Source organism: Deinococcus taeanensis (assembly GCF_020229735.1).
Taxonomy (GTDB): Bacteria; Deinococcota; Deinococci; order Deinococcales; family Deinococcaceae; genus Deinococcus; species Deinococcus taeanensis.
Genome location: NZ_CP083455.1, coordinates 1965621 through 1980632, shown reverse-complemented (window position 1 = coordinate 1980632; position 15012 = coordinate 1965621). Strand labels below are relative to the sequence as shown.

Annotated in this window: 17 protein-coding genes and 1 pseudogene; 10 read left to right on the top strand and 8 right to left on the bottom strand. The window is 69.3% G+C overall.

Translation table 11 applies throughout. The features are described from left to right. Positions 1-30: 30 nt before the first annotated feature. The 6 genes from LAJ19_RS09520 to LAJ19_RS09495 all read left to right on the top strand — a co-directional run bounded on the left by LAJ19_RS09520 (position 31) and on the right by LAJ19_RS09495 (position 4796). Positions 31-312, top strand: a complete 282-nt coding sequence (locus tag LAJ19_RS09520; protein WP_225475527.1) for a hypothetical protein — start codon at positions 31-33, stop codon at positions 310-312. Positions 313-399: 87 nt separating this feature from the next. Then, the gene (locus LAJ19_RS09515) at positions 400-1422 is read left to right on the top strand and encodes an FAD:protein FMN transferase (RefSeq protein ID WP_225475526.1); all 1023 of its coding nucleotides are present in this window, start codon (positions 400-402) and stop codon (positions 1420-1422) included. A 35-nt stretch (positions 1423-1457) separates the two neighbouring features. Beyond that, positions 1458-2015, top strand: a complete 558-nt coding sequence (locus LAJ19_RS09510; RefSeq protein WP_225475525.1) for a DUF2271 domain-containing protein — start codon at positions 1458-1460, stop codon at positions 2013-2015. Beyond that, complete coding sequence (locus LAJ19_RS09505) at positions 1993-2658, top strand: PepSY-associated TM helix domain-containing protein (RefSeq protein WP_225475524.1); 666 nt, start codon at positions 1993-1995, stop codon at positions 2656-2658. Before LAJ19_RS09510 ends, LAJ19_RS09505 begins: the two co-directional genes overlap by 23 nt. Positions 2659-2679: 21 nt before the next feature. Beyond that, on the top strand, positions 2680-3465 hold the full coding sequence (locus tag LAJ19_RS09500) for a nitroreductase family protein (protein WP_225475523.1): 786 nt from the start codon (positions 2680-2682) through the stop codon (positions 3463-3465). A gap of 143 nt (positions 3466-3608) precedes the next feature. Beyond that, complete coding sequence (locus LAJ19_RS09495; RefSeq protein WP_225475522.1) at positions 3609-4796, top strand: trans-sulfuration enzyme family protein; 1188 nt, start codon at positions 3609-3611, stop codon at positions 4794-4796. A gap of 60 nt (positions 4797-4856) precedes the next feature. Here LAJ19_RS09495 and LAJ19_RS09490 read toward each other — a convergent pair whose 3' ends face one another. Beyond that, entirely contained in the window at positions 4857-5498 is a 642-nt protein-coding gene (locus tag LAJ19_RS09490; protein ID WP_225475521.1) for a DUF1648 domain-containing protein, read from the bottom strand. 2 nt (positions 5499-5500) lie between these two features. Beyond that, the gene (locus tag LAJ19_RS09485; protein WP_225475520.1) at positions 5501-5788 is read right to left on the bottom strand and encodes an autorepressor SdpR family transcription factor; all 288 of its coding nucleotides are present in this window, start codon (positions 5786-5788) and stop codon (positions 5501-5503) included. Positions 5789-5950: 162 nt separating this feature from the next. On the opposite strand from LAJ19_RS09485, the gene LAJ19_RS09480 reads away from it, so the two are divergent. The 3 genes and pseudogenes from LAJ19_RS09480 (at position 5951) to LAJ19_RS09470 (ending at position 8493) form a co-directional block, all read left to right on the top strand. Beyond that, on the top strand, positions 5951-6955 hold the full coding sequence (locus LAJ19_RS09480) for an NADP-dependent oxidoreductase (protein WP_225475519.1): 1005 nt from the start codon (positions 5951-5953) through the stop codon (positions 6953-6955). 70 nt (positions 6956-7025) lie between these two features. Continuing rightward, a pseudogene (locus LAJ19_RS09475) lies at positions 7026-8127 on the top strand (IS630 family transposase). Positions 8128-8148: 21 nt separating this feature from the next. Next, the gene (locus tag LAJ19_RS09470) at positions 8149-8493 is read left to right on the top strand and encodes a hypothetical protein (protein WP_225475518.1); all 345 of its coding nucleotides are present in this window, start codon (positions 8149-8151) and stop codon (positions 8491-8493) included. A 175-nt stretch (positions 8494-8668) separates the two neighbouring features. On the opposite strand, the gene LAJ19_RS09465 is transcribed toward LAJ19_RS09470, so the two are convergent. The 6 genes from LAJ19_RS09465 to LAJ19_RS09440 form a co-directional block, all read right to left on the bottom strand. Continuing rightward, the gene (locus tag LAJ19_RS09465) at positions 8669-9670 is read right to left on the bottom strand and encodes an isocitrate/isopropylmalate dehydrogenase family protein (RefSeq protein WP_225475517.1); all 1002 of its coding nucleotides are present in this window, start codon (positions 9668-9670) and stop codon (positions 8669-8671) included. A gap of 133 nt (positions 9671-9803) precedes the next feature. Continuing rightward, positions 9804-10796, bottom strand: a complete 993-nt coding sequence (locus LAJ19_RS09460) for an NAD(P)/FAD-dependent oxidoreductase (protein WP_225475516.1) — start codon at positions 10794-10796, stop codon at positions 9804-9806. 2 nt (positions 10797-10798) lie between these two features. Further along, positions 10799-11500 carry a tRNA (5-methylaminomethyl-2-thiouridine)(34)-methyltransferase MnmC2 gene (gene mnmC2 / locus LAJ19_RS09455; protein WP_225475515.1) on the bottom strand — a complete coding sequence of 234 codons (702 nt, stop codon included), beginning with the start codon at positions 11498-11500 and terminating at the stop codon, positions 10799-10801. After that, positions 11487-11660, bottom strand: a complete 174-nt coding sequence (locus LAJ19_RS09450) for a hypothetical protein (protein WP_225475514.1) — start codon at positions 11658-11660, stop codon at positions 11487-11489. The genes mnmC2 and LAJ19_RS09450 overlap by 14 nt, the downstream gene beginning before the upstream one ends. A 58-nt stretch (positions 11661-11718) precedes the next feature. After that, positions 11719-12186, bottom strand: coding sequence for a serine hydrolase (locus LAJ19_RS09445; protein ID WP_225475513.1), 468 nt, complete (start codon positions 12184-12186; stop codon positions 11719-11721). Positions 12187-12301: 115 nt separating this feature from the next. Further along, complete coding sequence (locus LAJ19_RS09440; protein WP_225475512.1) at positions 12302-12787, bottom strand: hypothetical protein; 486 nt, start codon at positions 12785-12787, stop codon at positions 12302-12304. 192 nt (positions 12788-12979) lie between these two features. Between LAJ19_RS09440 and LAJ19_RS09435 the strand changes: the two genes are divergently transcribed. Further along, positions 12980-14992 (top strand): elongation factor G, encoded by a 2013-nt coding sequence (locus tag LAJ19_RS09435; protein ID WP_225475511.1) that lies wholly within the window; start codon positions 12980-12982, stop codon positions 14990-14992. The last annotated feature ends 20 nt before the right edge of the window (positions 14993-15012 follow it).

The window sequence follows — 15012 nt, the reverse complement described above, 5'->3', positions numbered from 1 at the left end:
GTACGGAGCCCGCGTGCTTTAATGCCCCGAGTGAGTGACCCGACGCCTTCCCGGCGCCCCGCGCCGGACGCCCTGACCGCCGTGAGCCTCGTGCTGCTGGCCGCCCTGGCCGGGCTGCTGCTGTGGCCCCTGCTGACCGGCGCACCCGCCCCCAGCCCGGCGCTGGTGGGGGGGCTGCTGCTGCTGCGCCTGGGCGTCCAGGTGCTGCGTGCCCGGCACGATCCGCGCCTGCGCCGCCCGGCCAGCTGGGCGCTGGACCTGCTGCTGATCGCCCTGATCTTCAACGTGGCCAGCCGTCAGCCCGCACCGTAACGGCCCCCCGGCCACCGCTGAGCCCTGGAGACCACGCCCCCCAGGGTCTTAACGCAGCGCCAGCCGGACAGTCGCACAATGCCGGACGTGACCCTGACCACCCTGCTGAACGTCATGCGTGCGCCGCACCGGCTGCACAGCACCTACGAACACCTGCTGGGAACCGAGGTGGAGGTGCAGATCGTGGCCGGCACACGCGCGCAGGCGGAACAGGCCGAGCACGCCGCCCTGAGCGAAATTGACCGGCTGACCCTGGTCCTCAACCGCTTTGATCCCGGCAGTGAACTGCGCCGCTGGCAGGCGCGGCGCGGCGACACGCACGTGCCGCTGAGCCTGGACCTGCTGCACGTCCTGCAGCTTGCCGATCACTGGCGCGTGTACAGCGGCGGCGCGTTCCACCCGGGGGCCGACACGCTCGGGCAGCTCTGGGCGCAGGCCGCCCGGACCGGGCAGCGGCCCGCCCCCCAGGTCCTCGCACGGCAGGTGAGCGCCCTGCGCGACGCACCCTGGACGCTGCACCGGGATGGCAGCGCCACCCTGCACGCCAGCGGCCCTCTGAGCCTGAACGCCCTGGCCAAGGGCCACATCGTGGACCGCGCCGCGTGCGTCGCGTCCCGCTGCCCGGGCGTGCGTTCCGTCCTCGTCAATGCCGGGGGGGACCTGCGCGTGGTGGGCCCCGCCAGGGTCACGGTGAACATCGCCGACCCCCGCACCCCCCGCGACGACGCGCCGCCCCTGGCACGCGTGCAGGTCCGGCGCGGCGCGCTGGCCACCAGCGGCCAGGCGCACCGCGGCTATCAGGTGGGCGAGCACTGGTACTCGCATGTCATCGATCCGCGCACCGGGCAGCCCGTGCAGGCCGCGCCGGGTGTCACAGTCACTGCGCCCGACTGCGCCACGGCGGACGCCCTGGCCACCATCCTGAGTGTGCTGGAGGTCCACACCGGCCTGCAGGTTCTGGGTCACCTGCCCGGCTGCGAGGCCCTGATCATCACGGCCGGCGGCGCGCTGCACGCGAGTGCAGGCTGGCGGGGCCAGCCCGCCTCACCGCACGGCCCGCGTCGCCTGCGCCTGCCTGTGCGCCCCGGAGGGCCGTTAACAGCCCGCTAACTCCGCAGCGCCACCCTGACTGGGAGGAGACTTCCATGACCCACACGCGCCGCACCATTCTTCACCGCCTCGGCCTGGCCGCCGCTGCCCTGAGCGCCACCTGCCTGAACCCCGCCCTGGCTGCCACGACGGCGCAGCCCAAAGCCTGGCCGGGCGGCATGGCCCTGGACATCACGTTCACGGTGGCGACCCGGGCGTCGGGCCGGGTCAAGCGCCCGTACGTGGCCGTCTGGATCGAGGACGAGGCCGGGACGGCCGTCCGGAACCTGACCGTCTGGACGCAGCAGAGCCGCATGAACCCCCGCTGGCTGTCCGAGCTGCGCCGCTGGTCCCGCGGCAACAGCAGCCTCCTGACCACCGTCAGCAGCGCCACACGCAACCCCGGCACGTACGCCGTGGCCTGGGACGGCCGGACGGACAAGGGCGCCCTGGCCCCGCAGGGTGCGTACTACGTGTGCGTGGAAACAGCCCGCGAACACGGCCCGTACTCCCTGGTGCGGGAGAAGATCACGGTGGGCGCCGCCGCGTTTAACAGGACGCTCGGCAGCAACAACGACATCGAGGCGGTCCGTGTCACGCTCGGCAAGGCCTGAGGCCCCGCCGGCTGACGTCGAGCCGGCCAGGGCGTTCGGGCGGCCTGCGCCCCGGCGCAGCCTGAAGGCCCGCACGAATGTCTGGTTGCGCTGGCTGCACACGTACACCAGCATGATCAGCCTGCTGGCCGTGCTGTTCTTCGCCCTGACCGGCATCACCCTGAACCACCCGGACTGGGTGTTCGGCACGACGGACGTGACCCGCACCGTCACCGGCACCCTCCCGGGCGGCTGGTTGAAGAACGGGCAGCCGGACTGGCTGACCGTTGCCGAGGAACTGCGCGCCCAGCAGGGGCTCAGGGGCCGCGCCAGTGACCCGCGTGCGGACAGCCAGGAGGCCGACATTGCGTTCCTGGCCCCCGGGTACAGCGCCGACACCGTCATTGACGTGCAGACCGGCCGGTACACGACGACCATCCTCGAACAGGGCGCTGTGGCCGTCATGAACGACCTGCACAAGGGGCGGGACGCCAGCCCCGCCTGGAAGTGGGTGATTGACCTGAGCGGCGTGTTCCTCGGCCTGATCTCAGTCACGGGGCTGGGTATCCTGCTGTACCTCAGGCGAACGCGCGTGCAGGCGCTGAGCGTCATGGGCGCCGGCGCCGTCCTGACGTTCCTGCTCGCGTGGCAGGGCAGCCACTAGCGGCGGCGTATCCTGCGCGGCATGACGGACGCCCGCCACCGTACGCCCGATCAGGTCAAAGCCTTCTACGACGCCCACCGCACCGTCCGCCTGTACGACACGCAGGCGGACGGCTCGCCGCTGCCGCTGCCTGACGATCACCTGGACGCCGTTCTGCACGCCGCGCAGCGCGCGCCCACCGACGCCACCGCGCAGCTGTACTCCCTGATCCGCCTGACCCGCCCGGACCTGCGCGCCCGCGTGGCGGAGCTCACCACGAACGCCCACATCGCCACCGCCAGTGAGGCGTTCGTGGTGTGCGCCGACGTGCGCCGCGTGCGGCGGGTCCTGCAGGTCAGCGGACGCCAGAGCGGGCACTGGCCGGCCATTGCCGTGCACTTCGGGATCGGGGACGCCGTGATGGCCGGCACGAACCTCCTGACCGCCGCGGAGATGCTGGGGTACCAGGGCTGCTGGATTGGCGGGGTGCTCAACGGACTGGACGGCATCCTGGACGCGCTGAAGCTCCCGCAGGGCGTGCTGCCCTTCGCGGCCCTCACCATCGGCCGCCCCGCCGAGAACGCCCCGTACCGCCCGCGCGTGCCGCGCCCCCTGGTGATTCACACCGACGAGTACCGCGACGGCACCGACGAGGAGCTCCGCCACGCGACGGAGGTCATGAACCCCATCGCCTCCCGCGGCGGGCAGCCCGGCGACTGGGCGCGCCTCCTGAACGCCTACTTCGGTCAGGGCGGCGGCATGGAGACACGCGAAGGGCTCCTGGTGGCCGCCCTGAAACGCCAGGGCCTCTGGGCGGGCAACGGGTAAGTCCGGGGCGTGCACGCTTCAGGTTCAGTGGCCGCGTGCCCGGCGCGGGGCAGCGGCGTCTGTCTGACGTTGTGAGGGTGGCGGAGCGCATTCGCCTGACCCGCGCCGCGCGCCTGCCGGATCTGGGTCCGTACAATGCGGGCGTGAGTGACCCGAAGCCTGCCCCCTCCTACGACCTGACCACCCTGGCGGCCCGCGCCGGGGAGGAGGCCCGCCCGAACCGAAGCGCGCCCCTGGTGGAACCCATCTACCAGAGCACGGTGTACGCCTTCGAGGACCTGGACGACCTGGACCGCGCGATGGCGGGCACGGAACCGGCGGCGTTCTACTACCGCAACGGCACACCGAACGCCGCGACGCTGGAACGCGCCCTGGCGACCCTGGAGGGCACCGAGGCGGCGCTGGTGGCGGGCAGCGGCATGGCGGCGATCAGCGCGGCGCTGCTCGGCGTGCTGAAGGCCGGGGATCATGTGATCACGGACGCCCGCGTGTACGGCGTGACGTACGCCCTGCTGGCGGAGGAATTCCCGCGCCTGGGCATTGAGGTGTCGTTCGTGGACGCCTGCGACCTGAACGAGGTGGAAGGAGCGTTCCGCGCGAACACCCGCGTGGTGCACGTGGAGAGCCTCACGAACCCCCTGATGACTGTGCCGGACGTGCCGGCCCTGGCGGCACTGGCGCACGCCCGCGGCGCACTGCTGAGCGTGGACAACACCTTTGCCAGTCCCGCCGTGTTCCGCCCGGCCGAGCACGGCGCGGATCTGGTGACGCACTCGGTCAGCAAGTACCTGAGCGGGCACAGCACGGCGTTCGGCGGGGTGGCGTGCGGACGCGCGGACCTGATCGCCCTGGCCCGCACGCGGCTGCTGCGCCTGGGCGGCACCATCAGTGCCTTCGACGCGTGGATGACCATGCAGGGCCTGAAGACGCTGGGCCTGCGCATGCGCGCCCACAGCGGCAACGCGCAGGCCGTGGCGGACGTGCTGGTGAATCACCCGCGGGTGAAGGCCGTGTACCACCCGGGCCTGAGCGACCACCCGCAGTTTCACCTGGCGATGGATCTCTACCCCCAGGGGTTTGGGGGCATGCTCAGCGCGGATATTGAGGACGCGCCCCGCTTCGTGAAGGCCCTGGCGGGACGGATTCCGCTGGCGCCGTCCCTGGCGGACGTGGTAACCACGATCTCCTGGCCTTGGGGCACGTCGCACCGGCCGCTGCCGGAGGGCGAGCGGCGGCGCCTGGGCATCACGCCGAACCTGCTGCGCCTGAGTATCGGCATTGAGGACATCGGAGACCTGCTGGGTGACTTCGAGGCGGCGCTGGACGCCTGATCGACGCAGCGTGCACGCGGGAGGCCAGGACCCCATCGGTCCTGGCCTCCCGCTGCCCGGTCAGCGCAGCTGGACGGGCTGGGGGTCGGGGTCTGTTTTCCAGTCGTGCCAGGACGCCCAGGTCAGGTACGCCACCATGCCGAGCACGCCGCCCAGCAGCGCCACCGGGGCCACCCAGGGACTCAGGAAGGCGGCCGGGAGCAGCAGGCCGGCAAGCAGCAGCAGGCCGCCCAGGCTGAAGAACCACACGCCGCTTCGCCGCTGCGAGGCGTGCCACGCGCGGCGGCTGAGGTACACCCAGGGGGTACGCAGACCCACGAACTTGCTGGGTTGCGTGCGCCCCATCACGTTGCCCAGCAGCATGAACAGCAGCCCGAGGCCCACCAGGACCGTGCGGATGGTGTCCCAGCCGAGAATCAGGCTGGTGGTTTCCAGGAGGGCGAGCAGGCCCAGGCCCAGGGTGGCGTTGTTCAGCAGGCCGGCGTTGCCGCGGTCGGTGGTGTGCCGCACGACCTGCATGAGCAGCGCGGCGCCAAGCAGCAGGGCGGGCAGCAGGAACAGGGCTTCGGCGGGGCTGCCCCAGCGGTCCGGCTGGCCGCTGACGCCCCAGTGGGTGGGCATGCGGCCGGGCTGGTGGGGCAGGGCCCAGGCGGCCAGGGCGAAGCTGAGCAGGAAAGGGGAGAAGGTCAGGAGTGGGCGCATGGTCAGTTCTCCTTGAGGGGGGTGGGGGCGGCGTGGGGGCCGAACAGGTGCAGCAGGTGCGCGAGGGCGTCCTGGAAGACGGTGGTGTTCAGGCGGTAGGTGATGGTGGTGCCGCGCTTCTCGCTGACAATCAGGTCGGCGGCTTTCAGGACGCTGAAGTGGCCGCTGAGGGTGCTTTTACTAAGTGGGAAACGGTCAGCGAGCTGGCCGGCGGTCTGCTCGCCGTCGCGGAGCACCGCCAGAATTTCGCGGCGGGTGGGGTCGGCCAGGGCTTTGAAGATGTCATTCATGGCGGTGAGGCTGTGGGTGCATACGGCTCCTCCTGCCTTATTTGGCTAATTAGGCAACTACCGAAATATTAGCAGTCCGGCCGACCCGGCACAAGCCTGCCGCACCCCGAACGTCACTCCCCTTACCGAAGCCCCCAACCTTCACGGCGCACAGTGACCCGCATGACCACCTCACGCGAAATTCAGCTCGCCGCCCGCCCTACCGGCACCCCCATCCCCAGCGACTTCAGCACCGTGGACGTCCCTCTTCCCGAACCCGGCCCCGGGCAGGTGCAGGTCCGCAACCTGTACCTCACCGTCGACCCGTACATGCGCGGCCGCATGAACGACGTCAGGAGCTACGCCCCGCCCTTCGCTCTCGGCCAGACCATGACCGGCGGCGCCATCGGTGTCGTCACCCACAGCGCCGACCCGCTTGTTCCCACCGGCGCGCACGTCCTGCACGACCAGGGCTGGCGCACCCACGCCAACCTCGACCCCCGCCGCCTGAAAGTGCTGCCCGACCAGCCGGGCGTGCCCCTCAGCGCGTACCTCGGCATCCTGGGCATGCCCGGCCTCACCGCGTACGCCGGCCTGCTGCGCACCGCCGAATTCCGGCCCGGCGACGTGGTGTTCGTCTCCGGCGCCGCGGGCGCCGTGGGCAGCGCCGTCGGCCAGATCGCCCGACTGAAAGGAGCCGGCCGCGTGATCGGCAGCGCCGGCAGTCCCGACAAGGTGCGCCACCTCACCAACGACCTCGGCTTTGACGCGGCCTTCAATTACAAGGAAGGGCAGATCACCACGCAGCTGCGGGCCGCGGCGCCCGACGGCATCGACGTGTATTTCGACAATGTCGGCGGTGACCACCTGGAAGCTGCCATCAGCAGCATGCGCGTCGGCGGGCGCGCGGCCATCTGCGGCATGATCAGCCAGTACAACGCCACCGAGCCCACGCCCGCCCCCCGCAATCTCGCGCAGATGATCGGCAAGCAGCTGACCCTGCGCGGTTTTCTCGTCACGCCTCATTACGATCTGTTCGACACCTTCGCGCAGGAAGTCGGCAGCTGGATCGCCAGTGGGCAGCTGAAGTTCGACGAAACGATCGTCGAAGGCATCGATCAGGCGCCCGCGGCCTTCATGGGGCTGCTGCAGGGCCAGAACACCGGCAAGATGATCGTGAAACTCTAGTGGACTGAGTCAGAAGACGCTGAATGGTATTTGCTGGCATGCAGGCGCACACTGAAGGTGGAGGTGCTGTATGCGTCGCGGTCCGACTTCCGCCGTCGTTGTGCTCACCGAGGAAGAGCGAGTTCTGCTGACAGAACTCGCTCGCAGGCGTAAAACCCCGCGTGGCCTGGCGACCCGAGCGCAACTGATCCTACTCAGCGCCGAGCATCCAAAGCTGCCCCTGACTGAGATTGGCCGGCAGGTCGGACTGTGCCGGGTCACTGTACACACCTGGCGCAAACGCTTCATCGCAAACCGTATCGAGGGCCTGAGTGACGCGCCGAAGAGCGGCACGCCGCGAAGCATTCAGGACCAGGACGTCGAACGCCTCATCCGGTTGACCCTAGAGTCCTTACCTGAAGGTGCGACGCATTGGAGTACCCGCACGATGGCAGCCACGAGCGGGATGTCACAGAGTGCAATCAGCCGGATTTGGCGGGCGTTCGGGCTGCGGCCTCACCTCAGTAAATCCTTCAAGCTCTCCAAAGATCCCTTGTTCATCGAGAAAGTTCGGGACATCGTGGGGCTGTACATGTCACCGCCAGACCGGGCCCTTGTGTTGTGTGTGGACGAGAAGCCGCAGATTCAGGCGCTGGAGCGAAACGGGCATGTCTTCGTGATGCAGCCTGGACAAGTGGAGAAGCGGGCGCATGATTACGTCCGGCATGGCACCACAACGCTGTTCGCAGCGTTGAATGCTCAGGTTGGACAGGTGATCGGGAAGTGCTATGCACGGCACCGTGCACAGGAGTTCCGGTCCTTTCTCGATGTCATCGAAGCTAACGTGCCCAAAGACCTGGAGGTGCATGTGATCCTGGACAACTACGTCACACAAGACCAACGTGGTGCAGGACTGGCTGCTGGCACATCCTCGGTACCATCTGCATTTCACACCGACGAGTGCGTCTTGGCTCAACTTGGTGGACTGCTGGTTCTCAATCCTGACGACGCGGCGTTTGCGCCGCGGGAGCTTCCAGAGTAGAGACGAACTCGAGGCAGCGATTGAAGCGTTCATTGGCACGACGAATGAGGCTGCGAGACCGTTCGTTTGGACGAGGTCAGCGGATGAGGTCCTAGCGAGCGTGGCACGTTTTTGCCAGGGTATGATTAGTCCCAGCGTAACGACCAAATAGATTACCAAGTAGAGGATCAAGATGACGAGCTTCGGCGGGAATAAGCAAGGCTTAGAAATGATGTATGCGATGTTGGATTGTGTCGAGGCGTTACGCGCGGGGAACACGCAGCATGTGCCAATGAATTGTCCAGTATGTAATGAGGCTGAGCTGCACGTGTTTTGGCGGCAGTATGCTCCACAAAAAGCAGGCCTTTGGGTTTGGTGTATCAGTTGTCGAGCTGAGCAGCACGCCAACTCCAGACCACCCGAGTGGTGGGTGAATTTGTCTAATACAGACGTGGAATCAAGCTTACTTGTTGATAATTTTGAGCGATGGAAAGAGATCATTGATAGTCATGTGCGTCAACTCCTTTTGTTGTCATGACGATCTTGGTTCGGTTGGATCTTACTACCAAGCAATACCATTCAGCGTCTTCTGACTCAGTCCACTTGAAAGGACAGAGGGAAAAGGGTGGCCCCGCACATGCCCTGCCCTCAGGACTCCGGACGGCAGAGCGGCCCGGACAGGATGTGTCCGGGCCGCCCTGCACCTGACGCACCTACGCCAGCGCAGCGATCACGGCGTTCGTGAACTCCTCGGTGCCGGCCGTGCCACCCAGGTCCCGGGTGCGGGGCCCCTCAACCAGAACCTTGTTCACCGCGTTGTCGAGGCGGCGCGCAGTCTCGTGGTCCCCAATGTGATCCAGCATCAGCACGGCCGCCAGGATGGTCGCCGTGGGGTTGCTCACGCCCTGCCCGGCAATGTCGGGCGCGCTGCCGTGCACGCTCTCGAAAATCCCGAACCGGTCGCCCACGTTGCCGCTCGCCGCAATGCCCAACCCGCCGACCAGACCGGCCGCGAGGTCAGAGAGAATGTCGCCGAACATGTTGGTCATGACCATCACATCGAACTGCTGGGGGTTGCGCACCAGCTGCATGGCGGCGTTGTCCACGATCATGGTGCTGGTGTTCAGGCCCTCAACCGTTCTGGCGTGCTCCAGGATGGTGTTCAGGAACAGGCCCTGCGTGACGGGCAGCACGTTGGCCTTATGCACCACCGTCAGGCGCTTGCCGCGCTTCATGGCCAGTTCCGCGGCGAAACGGCCGATGCGTTCGCTGGCGTCCTTGGTGATGACGGTATCGGCAATGGCCGTGTCGCCGTAGCGGCGTTCCTGCTCGACGTACAGGCCCTGGGTATTCTCGCGGACAATCACGAGATCCACGTTCTCGTACGCGCCGGGCACCGGGCGGGTGCGGGTGGGCCGGACGTTGGCGTACAGGCCGTACTTCTGGCGCAGGTGACGGATCGCGCCGAAGAACCCGGCGGGTTTCTCGCCGCTGGGGCTCGTGGCCGCGCCGAACAGCGTGGCGTGGGTGTTCTCGACGGCGTCGTAGGTGGCCTGGGGCACGCTGGTGCCATGATCGAGGTAGTACTCGTAGCCGGCCTCGGCGTGGACGTACTCGGCGTCGAAGCCGGCGGCGTCCAGGACGCGGCGGGTCGCGGGAATAACCTCGTGACCGATGCCGTCGCCTTCAATCAAGCAGATGCGGTAGTTCGCCATAACCTGTGCAGTCTAATCCAGCTTTGGTGGCGTCATCACGGTTCCTGGCGGCTGCGCGCGTTACCCGCCGCGTGACGCCGCCCGCACTGAAGCGCGGGGTGGAAGCGTTTCCCCGTGTGCGTGCACGTCCCCTTCAGGCCTGCGCCTCCCCCACAACCCGCGCCGCCAGTTCGGACGCCAGCAACGGCCCCAGCAGGAACCCTTTGCTGCCCAGCCCCGTCAGGCGCCACCCCCGCCCCGCCTCAGCGCCGCACTCCAGGCCCGACAGCCGCGACCCCGTCCAGCGGCCCGTCACGCGCACGCCCCCCAGCGCTGACAGCGCTTCACCCCTGCCCAGCAGCCAGGCCAGCGACCCCAACGGCAGCGCCTCCGGCGCCCACGACCCAGCCGGCGCCTCGAACGTCGCCCCCAGCACCCCTCCACTCCCGTGCGGCGCGAGGTACGCCCCGAAACTCACCGGCACGCGCGTCACCGGGCGCTCCAGGGTCAGGAGGGTGCCCATGCGGTGCACGCCCGCCCCGCCCCGCCCCCCCTGCGCCTGCCACGTGACGCCCACTGAGCCCCCGCAGAACACCACCGCATCCGCCTGAAGGTGCTCCAGGCCGCCCTGCGCGGGCGACAGGTGCACCTCCCGCCCAGACCAGTCCAGCGCCCGTCCCCGCACCACCCGCGCCCCCGACGCGGCCAGCAGCGCCCTGGTCAACGCCGGGCCATCCACCCACCCGCCCTCCGGCAGGTGCAGCACGTGCGCCCAGCCGGGCGAGAGCCGCGCCGGGGCGTCCCCCGGCGCCAGCCACGCATGCGCCAGCGCGGACGGCAGGTTCCGCTCGAACCGTGCCCGCGCCCGGTCGTCCGGCACGGGACGCAGCACGCCCACCTGCCCGTGTGGCACAGCGAACCCCGCCGCCGCCAGGTCCCGCAGCAGCGCCCACGTGAACGCCATGCCAGTCAGCGCCCGCGGGTCCACGCCGCCCGACTGCCCCCGCACCGGGTTCACCAGGGCGCCCGGCACGCTGCTCGCGGCGTGCACGCCCGCGTCCACCACCGTCACCCGCGCGCCCGCACGGGCCAGGAAGTACGCCACCGACGCCCCGGCGATTCCGGCGCCGATCACGACCGCATGCACGCTCAGGCCTCCCGCACGGCACGCAGGCACTCGCGCTTGCCGGGCGCACCCGGGCGGCGCTCAACACGCAGCCCCGCGGCCGCCAGCGACCGGCGCACGTGCCCCGCAGCGCTGTACGTGCCCAGCACCCCCCCCACGGCAAGCGCCCGCGCCAGCCGCGCCGTGAACGCCGGCGTCCACACTTCCGGATTGCGGGACGGAGAGAAACCATCCAGGTACAGCGCTGTGGCCCACCCGTCCGGCAGGGACGCCGTGAGCACGTCAGCGAACGTAACCCTCAGGACCGCGCCGCCCGCCGTGACCTCAAGCTCCCCGTGCCCCCCTCCGCCCTCCGGCCACGCCTCCAGCAGAGCCAGCCACGCCGGGTGCTCTGCTCCCTCGCCTCCCCGCGCCACCTCACGCAGCAGCGCCCGCGGCGCCGGGTCGAACTCGAAAGCGTGGTACGCCAGCGGCACCCCGCGCGCCGCGGCACCCGCCAGGGTCGCGCGGGCATTCACACCCACCCCGAACCCCACCTCCAGCACCCGCGGCGCCGGGTGCGCGTGCGTGCCGGTGCCCTCCAGAAACACGTGCCGGGCCTGCGCCGCCGCGCCGTGCCGTGACCCGTACGCCTCCCCGAACCGGGCATTCAGGGCCGTGCGCGACCCATCCGGCGTGACCAGCACCGCGGCGGCGTCCGGACCGCTAGGCTCAGGGTTCGTCATGCCCGGCAGGATACGGCACGGTCTGACCGGCAGACGTCCCCACCCCGGCGCTCAGGGTGTTCACGTTCCCGATCACCCAGTTCAGGACCGGCCGGATCTGCCCTTCAATCCCCCCGCCGTCCAGCGTGCGGCTCTTGTGATTCACAGAGGTGTACACCACGCTCTGCCCACCCGGACAGTCCAGATACCCACTCAGGTCAGGGTGCGGGCGTGTGCGTTCAGGACCTGTGCGGCCGAACAGGGCGAATCGCGCGCTCCAGCAGACTCCTGAGGGCGCTCTGCCCAGGCGCAACCCCCTCCATGCTGCGGTTCTCGGCGGTGGTGAACAGCTGCCTCAGGCGCAGGCGCCCGGCGTCCACGTCCCGCAGCGCCCCGGCGACCACGGTGGTCTTGAATGCACTGGCCAGCGGCATCACGTCGCCCAGCGTCACCTCCCGGAGCGGCGCGCCCGTCCGGTCGTACAGCGTCGCCTGGAAGGCCACGCGGCCCGACACCCCACCCGGCAGTGGTCCGGCCACCGGCAGGGCCGGCGCCGCCGGGGCGTCTGCGCCCTCCTGACACGCCGCGAATGCCGCCGGCAGCCCAGCCGTCTGCGCCGCCGCCCCCGGCAGGTCCAGCAGCAGAACGGCCAGCGCCGCATACCACCAGCAGGAACGGAATGGACGGCGGACAGAGGTGTGGGTCATGCTCCGCGCAGGCTGGAGCGTGCTGGCAAAGAGTGTGAACTGTTGGGAGGACATGGCGCACAGGGCCGATCCGTCGGACCATGTCCTGTGCGCTCCAGGTTCCACAGGGCGTACCTCAGAGCCCCAGGCTGTCCGCCGTATGTCCTGGGGGCAGCAGCCAGACGCAGACCTCAATCGGCGCATTCTTGTCCGCCTGTGTGACCCCCACCGAGATAGTCCGGTCCGGGAGCAGCCAGCTGACTCCCCTGGCGTCCGGTTCGGCCTGGGCGGGCTCACCCAGGACACCTGCCGCTTCGGCCACCATGTCCCGCACCAGCTCTCCTGCCTTCTTAAAGTACTGTTCGATGACCGCGTAAGGATCAGCCAGTTCCTCCGCCGTGTAATCGCCAAGGCCGTCGGTCAGCTCTTCCAGATCCTCAGACTCGTGAAGTGTCACCATCAGGTGGCGAACTTCGCCGTCCGGCGCGTCGCTGTGTCGGAGATGGGTGCCGTCAGGCAGCGTCACGCCCTCCTCGGGCAGTGCGTCCCAGGTGATGGGGAGGGTGGGCAGGGCGGACCACAGGGCCGCGCGGTCAGTGGACGAGACGACAACGTCGATCATCACCTCACAGCCTACGGTGGATCGCACAGCTGCGTATGCGACAACCCCACCCGCTTTGTCTGCAGGCTCTGGAACATCCCGGCCGGGGTCAGGTGTACACTCCAGACACCACATCGTCCCCGGTTCCTGCGTGCGTCCGCCGGCTTCCCCTCCTGCCCCTGGTGCCTGCCAGGAAAGGTCTGGTGATCCCAAGTGCCCGTTCGTATTGTCAGTCTCGCCGCCCACAGCGGCGCCGGTAAAACCACCCTCGGTGAGGCCCTGCTGCTGCGCAGCGGGGCCATCTCACGTGCCGGCCGCGTCGAGGACGGCACCACCCACAGCGACCACACCGACGCCGAGAAGGCCCACGGATTCAGCATCCAGACGGGCGTGCTGCGCTTCACGCACCGGGGCACCGACATCACCGTGCTCGACACGCCCGGCTACGCGGATTTCGTGAGGGAAATCCGGGGCGGCATCCGCGCCGCCGACAGCGCCATCATTGTGGTCAGCGCGGTGGGCGGCGTGGAGGTGGGCACTGAGCGCGTCTGGGCGACCGCCGACCGTTTCGGCATGCCGCGCCTGATCGCCGTTAGCCGCATGGACCGCGACCGCGCCGACTTCCACGCTGTGCTCGCGGATCTGCGCGCCAGTCTCAGGGGCCCGGTCGCGCCGGCCTTCCTGCCCATCGGGGAAGGCGCGGACTTCTGCGGCGTGGTGAACGTCCTGACCGGGGAGGCCAGCCCCCCGCAGGATCTTCCCCCGGCCCTGACTGCTCCGCTGCGCGAGGCGCGTGAGGCCCTCATGGACGCGATCGTCGAGACCGACGACGACCTCATGGCCCGCTACCTGGAAGGGGAGACCATCGAGGAAGACGTGCTGGCCGCGGCGTTCGCCCGCGCCGTGCACGCCGGCACGCTCTACCCTGTGGTGCCGGTCAGCGCCGTGACCGGCGTGGGCGTGGACGCCCTGATGAACCTGATGGTGTCGGGGCTGCGCAGCGCCCGCGAACGCGGCCCCCTGACCGGCGTGGACGGCCAGACCCGCGACCCCACCCCGGAGGCGCCCTTCAGCGCCCGCGTCTGGCGGGTGTCCATCGACCCGTTCGTGGGCAAGATCGCGTACCTGCGCGTCTGGAGCGGCACCCTGCGGCCCGGCGACACCGTGCGCAACACCAGTCGGGACGGCGACCTGAGGGTCATGCACCTGTACGTGCCCAACGGCAAGGACCTCACCGAAGTGAGTGAACTGCCCGCCGGCAGTATCGGCGTGCTCACCAAGCACCCGGACCTGCACGCCGGAGATACCCTGGCGGATCCCGCGCACCCGATCACGTACGACCCGCTGTGGCTGCCCGACCCCGCCCACACGCTCGCCATTCACCCCGCCACCCGCGCCGACGAGGACAAACTCGGCGCCGCCCTGACCCGCCTGCGTGAGGAGGACCCCACCCTGCACTACGCCCGCGAACCCCAGACCGGCGAGCAACTCCTGTCTGGCATGGGCGACATGCACCTCGGCATTGCCGTGGAGAAACTCGCGGCCCTGGGGGTCACCGTGACCACCACCCCGCCCCGCATTCCGTACCGCGAAACCATCCACGCGCCCGCCGAAGCGCAGGGCAAACACAAGAAACAGAGTGGCGGGCACGGCCAGTACGGCGACTGCCGCATTCGCATCGAACCGGGCGAAGGCTTCAGTTTCCGTTCCGCCGTGGTGGGCGGCGCCATTCCCGGCAAGTACCTGCCCAGCATCGAGAAAGGCATCCAGGACGCCATGCAGAAGGGCACCCTGGCCGGGTACCCCCTTCAGAACGTACACGTGACCGTCCTGGACGGCAGCTACCACGATGTGGACAGCAGCGACATCGCGTTCCGCACCGCCGGCAGCCTGGCCCTGAAGAACGCCCTGGACGGCGCGAAACCCGGTCTGCTTGAGCCGGTCATGCAACTCAGGGTCCGCGCCCCCGCCACGTTCACCGGTGACCTCATCAGCGACCTGCAGACCCGGCGTGCCCGCGTGCAGGGCATGGAGCCTGAGGGGACCGTTATCACCATTACCGCCCTCGTGCCGCAGGCTGAACTTCAGTCGTACAGCGCCGACCTGCGCTCCCTGACCGGTGACCGCGGCGCGTTCAGCGTCAGGACGCACGGGTACCAGCCCGTTCCGGATCACCTCGCCAGGAAAATCATCGAGGAACGGCAGGCCGAACTCATGCAGGTCTAGACGCGCGGGGACCAGTGCCG